A 16380-nucleotide genomic window follows, 5' to 3' on the forward strand; every position below is an offset into this window, starting at 1 on the left:
ATTAGCACATTGACACATAAGCACATTGACCCATTACTTCTTCAATCCTTCCAGTACCATGGATCCCATCAATTTTCCATCGGTGCTGTAGGTTTCGCTTTTTACAAGGCCAACACCTTTTGAATACCATTCTGCAGCCTTTGTCTTTACATTGATCATCATTTTGGTGGCGGCGTCATAGGTAATTTTATAACATTCAAATGTTCCGGCCGGTGTAGTTACATTTTCAATCGTTTCCACCTTACGGTTGGTTATGGCCAGTGTCATATTCATCATCGTCATCCCGCCGCTTGAAAAGGCGATTTTCATATCACCGTTTTTAAGAATGTCACCGGCTTTCATGTTACCGGGCATTTCGAGGTTTCCGCCTTCAATCTTCATTTCCATATCCTTATAGGCTTCAAGTGTTTGAGCGCCAAGAAGGTTTTTCATGTCAACGAAGAAAATACCGTTTTCACAACGGGCTGTCAGGTTGATATTACCGAGGCTTTTGCCTTTGTCGTCAAAACTTTCTGCAGCCACCTTTACTTCATATCCGTTAGCTGTTTTTTTGAAATCGGTGACCTTCTGTTTACTCGATCCGGTTAATTTGCCTTTCTTGTCGTATTGCTTATATTCAAGCTGGCTGTTAAGCGCATCGGGGTAATAGAGCGGACATTCCTGGGCCATCATGCCCGTGATAAAGAGAAATCCCAGCAGGGAAATCCAGATGGTTTTTTTCATGTTGTTAAAAGAAATTAGGTTTGTCACAAAGCTATGGATTATATTAAATTCCATGAATAAAAACTGGTCGGATTTTTGCATGAATAATTGTATTAATTTCGATTCGGTTAAAGTCATACTCTTGTTTCATAAAATCTTACCACCATGAAATCACGTTTCACCCTTCTCATTTTCTTCACCTTGTATATGAGCTCTTTTGCCGCAGATCCTGTTGATATCAAATCTATTCTCAGCGGAGTAACCGTATATCTTAACGGTGCCCGTATTTCACGGGTGGCTGATGTGACTGTACCGAAAGGAAACACCGCATTCCGGTTTTCAGATCTGCCTGCCAACCTCGATGATCAAAGCATCCAGGTAAAAGGCGAGGGAAATTTCGTAATTCTGTCTATTGTGCATGAAACCAATTACCTGAGCCGACAGCGAAAATCATCTATGCATAAAATGCTTGAAGATTCGCTTAAAATATATGAAGATCAGCTTGCCTGGATCAGCAGCTATAAGGACATCCTGAACAGCGAGGAAAACATGCTGTATGCCAACCAGGTGATCGGAAGCAAAGACAAAGGATTAGTGCTGAATGACCTGAAACTGGCAGTTGACTATTACCGTACGAGACTTTCCGAGATTAAAAAGGAAGAAATCAAACTATCACGCCAGGCTATAGAAACGACAGAAAAGAAAGAAAGAATTAAAAATCAGCTTGATGTTCTCAATGTTAAACTTTCTGAACCCACTTCAGATGTGCTTGTAAACGTTTCAGCCGATAAACCGGTAACCGGTAACCTTCAGATCAGTTACACTGTTTATGAGGCGGGATGGGTCCCTGCCTATGATGTAAGGGCAAAGGATATACAAAATCCGGTTCACCTTTTTTATAACGCCAAAGTATACCAGAATACCGGGGAAGACTGGAACAAGGTATTGCTCAAATTATCGACAGCCGACCCCAGGCAGAGCGGTGTAAAACCGGATCTGCAGCCGTGGTTTCTTGATTTTATGCAGCCTGTCATCTATTCTAGGCAATATAACACTGTTACCTTACATACCAGTATGGACGCAGAGGTAGCAGCAGCCCCTATGGAAGTAAAGAAAAGCGAAGCCACTTTGGCAGCCGGTTATGTTTCTGTAAATGAAAATCAAACCAATCTCGAATTTGCAATCAAAATCCCATACGATGTCCCGTCAGATAACAAGCAATACACCATCAACATCCAGGATCTGACGCTGCCTGCGACCTACGAATATTACTGTGCACCCAAACTCGACAGGGATGCATTCTTACTTGCACGAATTACCGGATGGGAGGATTACAACCTGCTGTCGGGTGAAATGAATCTTTTCTTCGAAGACACCTATGTGGGCAAATCACAGCTTGATGTACGGAACACGAAAGATACCCTTGACCTGTCGCTTGGCAGGGATAAAAGCATAGTGGTAACCCGTGTGAAGATGAAAGATTTTACTTCTGAAAAGGTCATAGGCAGCAATAAAAAAGAAACCCGTGCCTGGGAAATCACCATCAGGAATAATAAAAAGCAGTCAGTGGATTTGAAGATCGAAGATCAGTTGCCGGTTTCAATGAACAAGGATATTGAAATCAGCGGGCTTGATTATTCCGGTGGTGCCCTCAACAAAGAAACCGGCCTGATCACCTGGAGACAGAAGATCGAGCCTTCAGTTGAAAAGAAACTCCGTGTTTCATTTGAAGTAAAGTACCCGAAGGATAGGGTTGTGTATTTGGAATAACCGTACCTACGAAGTACGTCATTGCGAGGAGCTTGCGACGAAGCAATCTGCCAGCACCAGCAGGACATTAGAAAGAGAGGGGTATTGGGCGTTCGTGTTCGGTGTTCTTTCAGGGACTATAGGTACTATAAACACGATAGTGATCGGGTATTAAAGAAACACCGGACCAGAAATGTGGGGGGAATCTGATCCCCCGGCCTGAAGGCCGGGGCTATTCATTAATCTCCATTGACTCCGCCAGATTGGGTTTTTCCTTTGGCTTGTGTTCTGATTTGGGTTTGCCAAGTGCCACAAAAGCCAAAGCTTTCTCAGGCGCCTTTATTTTAAGCATTTCTTCAATTTCGGTGCGGGCAAACATGGAACCGCTCATCCAGCATGCGCCATATCCCATATCCACTGCTGCCAGCAGGATATTCTGAATGCTTGCACCGGCACTCTGAATGTCAGGATAATTCCGGATTACGTTAATTTCGTCGTGTGACATCTCAACCGCACTTTCAAGCACGGTCTCGTAAGGTCTTGTAACCAGGACAAGCAGCACCGGGGCATCCTTGAAAAAGGTTGAAAACCAGGTGACCTGTTTCTTCACATTGGCTGCTGCCAGTGACTTGGTCATGGGCACTTCTTCGATTTTAGCAGCAACCACATCGGCCATCCGGTTCAGCAAATCACGGTTCGTAATCGCGATGTATCGCCACGGTTGAAAATTGTTTACACTTGGCGCCAACCCGGCTAAACGGACCATTTCTTTCACATCGGCCATGTTAACCGGTTCATCTTTGTAAATTCTGATGCTGGTGCGTGCTTCAATTGCTGCCTTAAGCTCCATAGATGCTGATATTTTCATCTAATGTAGAATATTTTTAGGTAAAAATGAAACCCGCCGATACAATTTATGGTAGACTGTTAGGCATAACTGCATTGTAAGATATTTGAGAATCAGACGAATTTTTGTGTCTAACGTATGATGGTTTCGGATCAGGATTATCAGCTCTTTCTCTTTGCTTTAAAGACTTCTTCGAAGTATGACTTCAGTCAGTACTCCGAGAAATCACTTAAGAGGAGAATTCTGAAAGTACTTACCGACCATTCCATGAACATTACCATGCTGGTTTCAAAAATTAAATCGGATCCTGTCTTCGTTGAAGAGGTTGTTAAGGAAGTTACCGTTAACACAACCGAACTTTTCAGGGACCCACAGGTGTGGCAGGCTATCCGGTTCAATATACTTCCCCGGTTTAAAAACAATTCGGTCATCAATATCTGGCATGCAGGCTGCTCCACCGGACAGGAAGTATATTCCATGCTTATCCTTCTGAATGAAATGGATATGCTGGATAAAGCCAGGGTATATGCCACCGACATCAATACCGATGTTATGGACATAGCCAGGGGCGGCGAATACAAATACCGCTTCAACCTGTCGTACCTGGATAACTTTGACAAGGTGATCAAGGAAAACCCTTATAACTACGAAGAATATAACGATGTGCCCTATAGCAAGTACCTTGATCTTGACAAATCAAACGACACTATACGGCTTCTTCCTTTTTTAAGGGAAAAGCCTGTATTTAAAAAGCATGACCTTGTAACCGAAAATAACACGCTGTATGTGAAGTTTGATCTCATCCTTTGCCGGAATGTGATCATCTATTTCAACTATAACCTGCAATGCCGGGTTTTTGATCTTTTTCATCAAAGCCTTTATGATTCAGGATGCCTGATCATGGGAATGCATGAAACCATACTGGGTAACCCGGCATCGAAATTTCAGAAAAAAGGCCATGCGTATTTTAAAAATTGAACGACAGGGGTAAATTATTTTTATTAACTTGAATACCAAAAGTTTATTTTTTCAAAAACTGAAAAAATGAGTAAAAAAGATTCGGATTCATCACTAAAAAACAAAGTTTTTCTGAGCTTTTGGTTTGTTTTGTTTGCAGCCCTTATATTGCTTGTGAACTGGTTGTTCCGTATGCCCGTAAATAAAGCAAATGATCAGATTAACCGGTTGGAGGAAATTGACAAACAGGTTACCCGCCTCACAGCCTTGCATGCCCGGTATATTTTAAGTACCGACCGTGAGGACAACCTCTTCACCATTGATGAAAGTGGAACGGAAAAAGAAGTCAGGCAGGTCATTAATTCAATAAATACAAATATCCGGACTTTAAGCCATAGCAAGCACATTGTAAGAAAAGCCTCAGGGCAGCTGAATGAATTTTCATCCGCGGTTAAAACCTATGAAGCCGACCTTGCCAATATGATGCTGATTGTAAAGGAACGGGGAAATAAAGGAACGGGGCTCGTTAATAAGTGGTTACAGTTGAGTTCGGCTTTCAATACTTCAGCCGATCAGAAAATTCAGACAAAAACCGAACGTATCAAAGTGCTTGAAAGCGATTACCTGCTCGACCGCAACATCAAATCCCTCGAAGATATTCTACTTGCTGCCCAGGAAATAAAAACAACAGAAGGAGACAAGGTTCAGGCCATTTCAGGCGATCTGGACACTTACATTAACTACACAGGCAACCTGATATCCATTGAAAAAAGAATGGGACATAATGCAGGAACAGGCATTATTCCTGATCTTGAAAGGTCACTCAACAGGCTCCCTTCTGCTTTCACCGGTTTGCAATCGGTTGCTGCAACTCACGTTCAAAAAGTCAGGCTGATCTGGACCATCTCAAGGTATGTGATGACCCTCCTGATTGTTTCGCTGTTCATCTACCTGTTCCTCAATGTATTTTCTCTTGTAGACCCGTTGAAAAAAATTGCGTTCTTTACTCAGAAAATATCTGCAGGAGAATTTCCCGACCAGGATTTTGCAGTGGGAAACCTTGCTGATATGCTGATTATAAAGGAAGGTCTTAAAAAGCATGTCAGCCACCTGGCGGATAAATTCAATTTCACCCGTGCGCTCAACGAAGACAGGCTAGATGAAGAACTTAAACTGGCAGGTGAAAATGACCTGCTGGGCCGCGAACTTACCGGTCTTCAGCAAAAGATAGCTGAAACAAAACGAAAACAGGAAAAGAATGAGCAGGATAACCTTGTCAGACGGTATATGAATGAAGGTCTGGCAAAGTTTGCCGATTTGCTGCGCTCTAAAAACAATGATATCAACTCACTTGGCGATGCGTTTATCCGTGAAATCGTAAAATACCTCAATGCCCTGCAGGGCGGATTTTTTATCTATGACGATTCGGAACGCGGAAACCCGGTGCTGACAATGATCTCAGCATTTGCCTATAACCGTAAGAAATACCTGCAGCAAACAGTAAAGCTCGGTGAAGGACTTATCGGCACCTGTGCGAAGGAAAAACAATACATGAACTTTACCGAGATCCCTGCAGGATATATTACAATTACTTCAGGACTGGGTGACACACCGCCGAATAATCTTCTGCTTGTACCGGTTTTGCATGAAAATGAAATCCTGGGAGTGATCGAAATTGCTTCATTGAACCTGTTCAAACAATATGAAATCGACTTTGCAAAAGAAGTCGCCCTTTCTCTTGGTTCTACGCTTGTAAATACGCGAAATAACCAGCGTACTTCGGAACTTCTGACCCGCTCTCAGCAACAGGCTCTTGAAATGGCAGAGCAGGAAGAAGAAATGCGTCAGAACATGGAAGAGCTTAAAGCCACCCAGGAAGAGTCGGCCCGGCGCGAGGAAGAATTAAGGGGCATTGCAGAAGCCATCGGCAATTCACTGATGGTGGCAGAATACGGGCTTGATGGTAAAATAAGCAGTGCAAACCAGAAGTTATGTCTTTTCCTTGGGAAAGAACCGGATCAGATCATCGGGCGCACTCACCAGGATATTTTCGGAGGAACTGTTTCAACTGAAAACGGTTTCTGGAAAGAATTGCAGAAAAACGGCCTGTACAAAATTACCGAAACCATCCATATTGGTAAAAATTCATTTGGTATCCTCGAGCATTTTGTGCCTGTAACGAATCGCAATAATGTAACTGTAAAATATATAAATTTCATTTCCGATGACCGAATTGGGAATAGTTGATATACGTGAAATCAATAAGGTCATAAAATCGTTGTACGATTATGATTTTTCGAACCATGCATTGACTTCTTACAAGCAGCGGCTGGAGAGGATAATGAAGCTATTCCTTATTGGTTCGATTGAAGGATTTATCAGGAAAATACAGGACGACAAGAGCTTTTTCGATATTTTTCTCCATGAATTGTCTGTCCCTTCCACTGAAATTTTCAGGGATCCGTCGTTGTGGAGATGGCTTAGGGAAGACTTTTTCCCCAATCATATTGATAAAACACCTGGTAAGCTTAAAATATGGATTCCCGTTTGCGTGTCAGGCGCCGAGCTGTTTTCATTGGCTGTATTGTTATCCGAATCGGGTTATAACGACAAGGTGCAGATCATTGCCACCTCATTCAGTGAAAAAAGCCTTTCCATTATTAAGGACGGTCATTATGATCTCAAAAAAGTGGAAGTATCACAGGAAAATTACAAACGCTTCAACGGATCAAAGGACCTGTCGGCCTATTACAGGATCGAGAGAGATTATATCATCAGGAATTCCGCACTCATTTCAAATATCGAATTCAGAAAAGTAAATCTGAATTTTGATAATGCCCCTTCGAATGTAAAGCTTGTGCTTTTCAGGAATAACCTGATATACTGCAACCCAAACCGGCAGGATTTCGTCCTCCAGGTTTTGTACAGGGCAATGTCTGTATCGGGCCACCTTGTGCTGGGCATAAGAGAAAAAATTACAGGAATGAGCGCCACAAGAGATTTTGAGATGGTGAATGAATCGGAAAGTGTGTACAGGAAAAAATTATGACAAACTACAAGGCAGTTATAATAGGCGGTTCAGCAGGCAGCTTCCAGGTGATAACCCGGATCCTGAATTCAATACCCAAGGATTTTCCATTGCCTGTACTGCTTTGCCTTCACCGGTTGAAACATGTACGTTCAGGTTTTGTTGAAGCCCTTTCTCTCAAATCGAATATTCCTGTTGAAGAACCTTACGACAAGGAAACCATGAAGCCGGGAAAAGCTTACCTGGCACCGGCCAACTATCATATGTATGTTGAACTCGCCAACCGGATTGCCCTGTCAACCGAAGAGACTGTGAATCACAGCCGCCCTTCAATCGACCTTTCGTTTATGACAGCAGCAAATGCCTATCGTGAAAAACTCATTGGCATCATTCTTTCAGGAGCCAATAAAGACGGTGCTGCCGGACTTAAAAGAGTTCATGATAACGGAGGCGTTGCCATTGTTCAGGATCCTGAGGAATGTGAAGTTAAAACAATGACACAATCAGCCCTGCAACTTACGAAAGTGGATTTCGTATATACCACAGATCAAATCATTAGTTATCTAAAAAAGCTAAGATAAGCCAATGACAAACCTTAGCAAATACAGGTCTCTGAGCATTGCAACAGCAGTTGTGCTGGGTGTAACGTGGCTGCTTTCAATGGCTGCCCTCTGGAATTCGCTCCTTACAACTGAAGCGAAGCATGAAGGTTGGGTTGTTGTGTTTATGATTTTCGTGCTTTTTGCAGGTGCCTTCCTTTTCTTCATGGCCTTTAAAAGTGCCGATGCGGCAGCCTATGAAAACGCCGTAAAACAGGCTCATGAACAGGGCCGGACTGAAGTGCTGCAGGAAATCGAACGAAAAAGGAAAGAAGAAGATGAAAAGCACGTGCAGGAAACGGATCTGAGACTTAAAGTAGATGCCGTACTGTCCGGTGTTAACGGAACGAGAAATGAAAACTCTCTTTGCAATAAATTACTCAGTTCGCTTTCAAGGGAAATGGGATTTGTGCAGGGTGTTGTGTATATCAGGGACAAAAAGGAAAAAGTATTCAAGCCGGCAGGAAACTACGCGCTTACCGAAAGACAACCCGAACCTTTCGCTGAAGGCGAGACCTTGCCCGGTCAGGCAGCACAGAATAAAAGCATAACGGTACTTTACGATATCCCGGAAAACTATTTTACTGTCGCTTCCGGACTGGGAAACTCACAACCGGGATTTCTTATCCTGGCGCCCATTGTAAATGAAAATGAAAGCATAGGCGTGCTTGAACTGGCGGCTTTCACCAAACCGGATGCTACTACCACAACCATTCTGGAAAATATTTTAACTGAAGTGGGCCCTAAACTGAACAAATTCATTACCGCCTGACAGCATGAAGGAAGAAAACAGACATAATATACTGGCTGATATTGTAAAGTCTGAATCCTTTATCACTGCCCTGCTGATAGGATTCGCTTTCCCGGTAATCGCCTGGACTATTGAGTTCATACGCGACAGGGTTAATGTTTCATTCCCCGGCATCGGGCAAATACATAAACAAAACCCGGTTTTATATCTTATTGATTTTGCCCCTGTTGTTTTTGTTCTCGGAGCCTACCTGATTGACAGGCTCAGAATTAAAACCTTTAACGAATTCCAGGATAAAATCAGGGAACGTGATGTAAGAATGAATGCGATGGCCGAATTCGCCAAAAAAATAGGCGAGGGAAACTACAAATCGAATCTTTCAATCGAAACGGATCACGATATCCTGGCAGAATCGCTTCTGCTCATGCGCGACAACCTGGTGCAGAATTCAAGAAAAGAATCAGAGCAAACATGGATAGCCGAAGGAAAGGAGACCATATCTCACATTCTCAGGCAGTATAATAATATTGATGAGTTGTCGAGTCAGGTTATACAGGCGCTTGTGAAATACACAAACCTCATACAGGGCGCAATATACCTGTTTGATGACGACAGGAAATCATTGAACACTGCCGCCACTTATGCCTACAACCGCAAAAAGTACAGCACATCTGAATATAAGCTGGGATACGGTTTAATTGGACAGTGTGCTTATGAAATGGATTATATTTATCGCACCGAGATACCCGATGATTATGTATCAGTTACATCGGGCATATTGGGCGACCAGAAGCCAAGAAGCCTTCTGCTTGTTCCACTGATCACCGAAGAAAAGCTCCAGGGTGTTATTGAATTTGCTTCACTTGAAAAGCAGATCCCTGAAATTACAATCCGGTTGCTTAAGGAACTCGGCGAAATTATTGCACGCACGCTGTTCAACCTTAAGATCAGTGAAAGAACCGCAAAACTGCTTGTCGAATCGCAACAGATGACTCTTGAGCTGCAGGAAAACGAGGAGGAACTCCGCCAGAATGCTGAAGAAATGAGGGCTACACAGGAAGAGCTTAAACGGTCAAATGAGCACCTTGAAGCCAAGATCCTCGAAGTTGAAAATGCCCAGAAACGACAGTATTCCCTTCTTGAAAATGCATCCGAGATCATTGCCATTTATGATGAAAACATGGTAATGAAATATGAAAGTCCGTCAGTTATCAAAATTCTTGGCTTCACTCCTGAAGAAATGATGCACGGCAAAGATATTGACAGGCTTACCCGTAAAGGCGAAACCAGCATGCGTAATATGTTCAAGCAGCTGCTGGCCAATCCCGATGAACCGGTGACCATACAGTATACTTATATGAAAAAGAACGGCCAGAAGATATTCCTTGAAGCCACAGGCCGTAATCTTTTGACTGATTCTGCCATTGAAGGAATCATTCTGAATTCAACCGATATAACCGAAAGAAAGCGGGCAGAGCGGGAAGAAAGGCTGAAGAGCAAAATGCAGGCCCTTTCTGAAAATTCGCTTGACCTGATCATCCGATTAAACCTTACCGGTCAGTTCTTCTATGCCAACCCGGTTGTTTCGAACTTCATGAATATTGACCCGAAAGACCTGATCAACAAAACGCTCGGTGAACTTCATCTTTCGGAAGTATTACATCAGTATTTCCGTGAAACCATTGAGAATATCAAGGCCTATCCCAACAAAACTTCAGCTGAAATTACAGTTCCTGCCACAATTGAAGGGGTAAAAACCGACAGGATCATGAGCTTTGCAGCTATTCCCGAGTTTAATGAAAATGAGCTGGAGACTATCCTTTTCGTGGGCCATGATATTACAGAAGCTAAACAGATTGAACTTGAGATCCAGGATAAAAACCATAAGATCGAGGATTCAATTAATTACGCCCAGCGTATCCAGAGTTCTATTCTTCCTGATATCCGCTCGGTTCGTGAATACCTTCCGAAATCATTCATTTACTATAAACCCAGGGATGTGGTCAGCGGCGACTTCCCATGGTTCTTCCAGAGAGGTGATGAGATATACATAGCCGTCGTGGATTGCACGGGCCACGGTGTGCCGGGTGCCCTGCTGTCGTTTGTCGGCTACTTCCTGCTGAATAATATTGTTGACCATGACAGGAGCATGACAGCAGCAGATGTCTGCGATTTACTCCATTTCGGAGTCCGTAAAACCCTCAAACAGGATACTGAAGAAGCGGAAGCCCGCGATGGAATGGATATTGCATTCTGCAAAATAAATCATAAGGATAAAGAACTGCAGTTTGCCGGTGCTCACAGGCCGCTTTACCAACTCAGGGACGGAGAACTGCTTGAATACAAAGGCGACAGGAAAGCAATCGGAGGTATCCCTCACAGGAAAAAAGAAGAAGAGAAATTCACCAACTACTCGATTAAATTCAAACGCGGCGATAAGTTCTTTTTCTTCTCCGACGGACTTCCCGACCAGCTTGGCGGACCAGAAGAAAAGAAGTATTCGCCGAAAAGAATCCGTGACCTGATCCTTGAAAACAAATATTTGCCGATTGAAAAATACAGCGGGCTGTTTTCGGAGGACTTTGAACGCTGGAGGGGGGATGGAAAACAAATAGATGATGTTTTACTGATTGGAATTGAATTTTAGTAATATTGTATATTAAACCAAACAACAATGGACAACAAAAAAGATGTGAAAGGTTTTCTGGAGTTTGTTTATGAGTTTTACAAATCGATGAAAGCCCATGAGATCACCTTAGTGTATGAAGGTGAAATTACACACCAGATCACCAAGGCATTTACATCTCTCACCGAATCCAACATGTCAAAGGAAGATGAGCCGAATTCAGTTCAGCGCAAGGTTTTCCATGTAATGGTAGAATGCCTTCAGAATATCAGTAAACATGCTGATGATTTTACTTCCAATGATTACCTGTTCTCAGGAAGAGGAATTTTCCTTGTAAGCAAAGGTGAAAATGAATACTCAGTCACAACCGGCAACGCTGTTGAAAATGACAAAATCGAGTATCTTACCGAACTGCTTGAAAATATTAACCGGATGGATAAAGAGGAGCTCAAGGAATTATATAAAAAGCAGATGAAAGAAGGACGCCTTTCGGAAAAAGGTGGTGCCGGTCTTGGATTTATCGATATCAAAAGAAAAACAAATAAGGAACTGGAATACCATTTCCTGCCCATTTCCGATGACACCTCATTTTTCCTGCTGACTTCCACTATTTCAAGATCTGAAATCTAAAAAAATTTATTAAACATATGGAAACGATCAAAATTCAAGGTACTGAAGACACTCCTAAAATAATGCTGGACGCCGATAATGAAATCTTTGAGATCAGCGGCCGCTCATTACCCGAAGATGTAAGCGCTTTCTACGAGCCTGTTCTCAACTGGCTCAATGAATATGCTGAAAACCCGAACAGCAAAACTGTTTTCAATTTCAAATTAACCTATTTCAATACGGCATCCTCCAAATTATTGCTCGATATTCTTATGAAGCTCGAGGAAATGCACGAAAAAGGCCAGGAAGTCCTTATTAAATGGCACTACCCCGAAGACGATGAGGATATGGCTGAAGCCGGTGAAGAATATTCCGATATTGTTGACGTACCCTTCGAACAGGTTCCCTATTAATAAAGGCTGACCCCTCGCATTTTCATTTTTCAAAGCCTATCTGAATGAGTGAAGAGATTCTCAAAGCGCTGATGCAACTGTTTGCAATTATTGCAAAACAGGATGAAGGTGTTGAGACTACCCAGATGGAGTATGTCCGTACATTCCTGCAACAGCAGCTAAATGATGAAAAGGTAAAAGAGTACTTTTTACTTTTCAGGCAATATAGCGGCCTTGAAAAGTCAGAAGGTGAGGAAGAAGAAAAGGAAGAAAAGGAAGAAAAGACAACCCGTAAACTTACCTCTGTTAAAGACTCGGTAAGAATACTGGGCTTATGCAAGAAAATTAATAAAACCCTTACCCAGAAACAAAAAGTTGTTGTTCTTGTCAGGTTATTCGAAATTGTTAACGCCGACCGGAAATTCACTGATCAGCGAATGCAGATCATTAATACGGTTGCTGAAGTATTTAAAGTGGATAAGGAAGAATTTACCTCCATTGAATCCTTTGTAATCAGCAACGAAATCCACCAGCTCGATAATCCCAACATGCTGGTCATTAACGACCGGAATGAAAACCCTCCTAATTCCGCCAAGATTTTAAAAACAAAGAATCTCCATGGTGACATCTTTGTTCTTAAAATCAATAGCGTTGATCTTTATTTTTTGAAATATGACGGCGATGAAGATCTGTTCCTGAACGGATTACCCATCCGCACCGACAGGATTTACCTCTTTGCCAACGGCAGCACAGTCAAATTACCCAAAAGCGCACCGGTTTATTACAGTGATGTGGTGGCACATTTTATGGCCGACACTGTTGCCAGCCAGATATCGTATATTGCCCGTGACATAGAATACAGGTTTACCAATGGAAACATTGGTATAAAAGATATTAACTTCTCTGAAACTCATGGACGTCTCATTGGCATTATGGGTGCCAGCGGGGCCGGAAAAACAACCCTCCTTAACGTGTTATGCGGAGTGGAAGCCCCTTCAAAAGGAGAAGTGCTGATCAATAACATTAACCTTCATACAGAACGCAGCAAGCTCGAAGGCGTTATCGGACTGGTTCCACAGGATGACCTCCTGATTGAGGAACTCACAGTTTATGAAAATTTGTATTACAATGCCAAACTTTGTTTCAAAGACAAAACCGATGAGGAAATTGATGCCCTTGTAAACAAAACGCTGCAAAACCTGGGCCTGTTTGACCGCAAAGACCTTAAGGTAGGATCTCCGCTTAAAAAGACAATCAGTGGCGGCCAGCGGAAACGACTGAACATTGCCCTTGAATTGATCCGTGAGCCGGCAATCCTGTTTGTGGATGAACCCACATCGGGACTCTCATCGCGTGATTCGGAAAACGTAATGGACCTGCTGAGGGAACTGGCACTAAAGGGAAAGTTGATCTTTGTCGTTATCCATCAGCCTTCTTCTGAAATTTATAAGATGTTTGACAAGATGATCATCCTGGATACAGGCGGTTACCTGATTTACTACGGTAACCCGGTTGAAGGTGTGATGTATTTCAAACGCCTTGATGCACAGATCAACAGCGATGTGGGTGAATGCCAGTCGTGCGGAAATGTGAATCCCGAACTGATCTTCAACATCATTGAAGCACGGGTGGTGGACGAATTCGGTAATTATACCGATAACCGGAAGGTAACACCCGAACAATGGCATGATCATTATAAAGATCTGATCCCTTACAGCGAACTTAAAGCCGGTGAGGATTCACCTCCTGTGAATTTAAGAATCCCCGGATGGTTCAGGCAATTGAAGATCTACACCACAAGGGATTTCTTTTCAAAGATCAGCAATACACAATATGTGGCACTGAGCCTGCTTGAAGCACCTGTCCTGGGATTCATTCTGTCCTATATTATCCGGTATATTGAAGATCCTAATTCAAAGCATTATATATTCAGAGTGAATGAAAATATTCCGATTTATATTTTCATGGCTTTGATTGTAGCCCTTTTCCTTGGACTAACAGTAAGTGCCGAAGAAATATTCCGCGATCGTAAAATCCTGAAGCGTGAGCGATTCCTGAACCTTAGCCGGTCGAGTTACCTCATTTCAAAAGTAATCATACTTTTTACCATTTCGGCAATCCAGGCCTTACTCTTTGTATTTGTAGCGAATTCCATCCTGGGTATCCGTGATATGTCTTTTGTATATTGGTTTTCGCTTTTCTCGACCGCCGCATTTGCGAATATCCTTGGATTGAATATTTCAGCCTCCTTTAATTCAGCCGTAACCATTTACATCCTCATCCCGCTTGTGATGATTCCCATGATGATACTGAGCGGAGCCATGTTTAGTTTTGACAAACTGAACCGCAACTTAAGCCGGGTGGATAAAACGCCCGTGTTGGCTGAATTCATGGTAACCAAATGGTCGTATGAAGCCCTGATGGTGCATCAGTTCAAGGACAACAGGTTCATGAAAGATAAGCTGTACAATATAGAAAAAGAAGAAAGTCACAGTGATTTCAAAAAGGTATACTGGCTTCCTGAATTAACCGAACGGCTTGAGCGAATCAATAACGAACTGAATAATACCCGTACGATTTCCATGTCGGCCGGTGATCTGCTGGTGATTGCCAATGAGGTGACAAGGGAAGCGCTGACAAACACTGATGTAAAACCATTCGCACACCCGGAAAGCCTTGTACCCGGCAAATTCGATGCGCAGACATCGGAAGAGTTATCCGCCTATTTCAATGCGCTTGATACCTATTATGGCAAACGGTTTGAACGCGTCAGCAAGCAAAAGGATAACTATTTCAATTTCTTCCTTGATAAAGACCCCGACGCCTGGGATAAACTAAGGGATGATTACAATAATGAAGGGGTGTCAGATATCGTGCGTAAAGTATTTGAAAAAAATAAAATTCTTGAATACGATCACCGCCTTGTTCAGCATTACGATCCTATCTACCAGGAGCCCTATGTAAAAGACATATTTACCTTACGGACTCACTTTTACTCGCCTGAAAAACCATTTTTGGGAAAAACCTATGACACCTACTGGTATAACATGGTTTTCATTTGGTTGTTGACAATTATTCTATATGTTGCATTATATTATGAGTGGTTATTGAAACTTATTAATTTCAGTGAACGTTTCAAGAAGAAAAGTTGATTTTCTGATCAACAAAGAAAATATACGTCTATTAACCGATTTTATTAAATAAACATTTTAGTGCTATGCCCAAATCAGTCACGTCTATATTGATAATCCTGGCCTTCCTGGCCGGATCATGTAAATCGGGTGGCAAAAGTGATAACGTTTCCGGTGAAATCCCTGATTCGGTATTAAACGCCGGAGTTGAGATATCCGAAGAAGTTATGCAGGATATCGTTCAGAACATATCCTCACCTGTTGAAATGGCGGCTATGATAAAGGACCTGGGAGTGCCCTATTCGAATAAATACATATCCACTACCGAAAGGGTTGGGGATCTCACAACCTCCTTTCAGCAGTCGCTCAACCTTGGCATTTATGCGGCTGACCTCGGTTATCTGAACATGTACAACAAAACATCGGCTGTTGTCGACTATCTGTCGGCTATCAAAACTCTTTCCGATGCCATTAAGGTAGGACAGTTCTTTGATTTCAGTACATTGAAAAGGCTGGCAACCAACAGTAAGAACCTTGATTCGCTGATGTATATATCCGTTCATAGTTTTAACCAGATGGATAAATACCTCCATTCAAATAACCGTACCAACCTGAGCGCCCTTATGGTTACCGGTGTATGGATCGAAGGTCTTTACCTGGGAACGCAGGTTTATAAGGCAACGCCTAACAAAGCGCTGTCAGAAAGAATCGGTGAACAGAAACTTACTCTCGATCAGCTTCTGCTCATTCTTGATAAATACACGAAAGACAAGCAATATGCTCAATTAGTTGAACAGCTTGGCCAGCTTAAGAACCTGTTTAATTCGGTTACCATCTATACCAAGAAGGGTGAACCTAAAATGGTTGAAGTTGACGGAATGCTTACGATTGTAGGTGGTGATGAGAGCATTGTTGAAATTTCACCTGAACTTCTGACCAACATCATTAATACTACTGAACAAGTTCGTAACCAGCTTATAAGTTTATAG

The 16380-nt window shown here is 42.5% G+C and carries 13 protein-coding genes; 11 read left to right on the forward strand and 2 right to left on the reverse strand.

From position 1 onward, the window contains the following. Positions 1–33: 33 nt before the first annotated feature. Positions 34–723, reverse strand: coding sequence for a hypothetical protein (locus VK179_10040; protein ID HLO59072.1), 690 nt, complete (start codon positions 721–723; stop codon positions 34–36). Between the two features lie 144 nt (positions 724–867). On the opposite strand from VK179_10040, the gene VK179_10045 reads away from it, so the two are divergent. Beyond that, complete coding sequence (locus VK179_10045; protein ID HLO59073.1) at positions 868–2472, forward strand: DUF4139 domain-containing protein; 1605 nt, start codon at positions 868–870, stop codon at positions 2470–2472. 211 nt (positions 2473–2683) lie between these two features. On the opposite strand, the gene VK179_10050 is transcribed toward VK179_10045, so the two are convergent. Next, on the reverse strand, positions 2684–3319 hold the full coding sequence (locus VK179_10050; protein ID HLO59074.1) for a nitroreductase family protein: 636 nt from the start codon (positions 3317–3319) through the stop codon (positions 2684–2686). Between the two features lie 117 nt (positions 3320–3436). Between VK179_10050 and VK179_10055 the strand changes: the two genes are divergently transcribed. The 10 genes from VK179_10055 to VK179_10100 all read left to right on the forward strand — a co-directional run bounded on the left by VK179_10055 (position 3437) and on the right by VK179_10100 (position 16380). Next, positions 3437–4276 (forward strand): CheR family methyltransferase, encoded by an 840-nt coding sequence (locus VK179_10055; GenBank protein ID HLO59075.1) that lies wholly within the window; start codon positions 3437–3439, stop codon positions 4274–4276. 66 nt (positions 4277–4342) lie between these two features. Then, a complete protein-coding gene (locus VK179_10060) occupies positions 4343–6502 on the forward strand; it encodes a GAF domain-containing protein (GenBank protein ID HLO59076.1) in 2160 nt (719 codons plus the stop codon). Next, positions 6480–7304 (forward strand): CheR family methyltransferase, encoded by an 825-nt coding sequence (locus VK179_10065; GenBank protein HLO59077.1) that lies wholly within the window; start codon positions 6480–6482, stop codon positions 7302–7304. Before VK179_10060 ends, VK179_10065 begins: the two co-directional genes overlap by 23 nt. Further along, entirely contained in the window at positions 7301–7864 is a 564-nt protein-coding gene (locus tag VK179_10070; GenBank protein HLO59078.1) for a chemotaxis protein CheB, read from the forward strand. Before VK179_10065 ends, VK179_10070 begins: the two co-directional genes overlap by 4 nt. A gap of 4 nt (positions 7865–7868) precedes the next feature. Further along, positions 7869–8654, forward strand: coding sequence for a GAF domain-containing protein (locus VK179_10075; GenBank protein HLO59079.1), 786 nt, complete (start codon positions 7869–7871; stop codon positions 8652–8654). 4 nt (positions 8655–8658) lie between these two features. Then, complete coding sequence (locus VK179_10080; GenBank protein ID HLO59080.1) at positions 8659–11280, forward strand: PAS domain S-box protein; 2622 nt, start codon at positions 8659–8661, stop codon at positions 11278–11280. Between the two features lie 27 nt (positions 11281–11307). Beyond that, positions 11308–11889, forward strand: a complete 582-nt coding sequence (locus tag VK179_10085) for a SiaB family protein kinase (GenBank protein ID HLO59081.1) — start codon at positions 11308–11310, stop codon at positions 11887–11889. Positions 11890–11906: 17 nt separating this feature from the next. Next, positions 11907–12281 carry a DUF1987 domain-containing protein gene (locus tag VK179_10090; protein HLO59082.1) on the forward strand — a complete coding sequence of 125 codons (375 nt, stop codon included), beginning with the start codon at positions 11907–11909 and terminating at the stop codon, positions 12279–12281. A gap of 44 nt (positions 12282–12325) precedes the next feature. Further along, entirely contained in the window at positions 12326–15412 is a 3087-nt protein-coding gene (locus VK179_10095; protein ID HLO59083.1) for an ATP-binding cassette domain-containing protein, read from the forward strand. Between the two features lie 65 nt (positions 15413–15477). After that, on the forward strand, positions 15478–16380 hold the full coding sequence (locus VK179_10100; GenBank protein ID HLO59084.1) for a hypothetical protein: 903 nt from the start codon (positions 15478–15480) through the stop codon (positions 16378–16380).

Source organism: Bacteroidales bacterium, assembly GCA_035299085.1.
Classification (GTDB): Bacteria; Bacteroidota; Bacteroidia; order Bacteroidales; family UBA10428; genus UBA5072.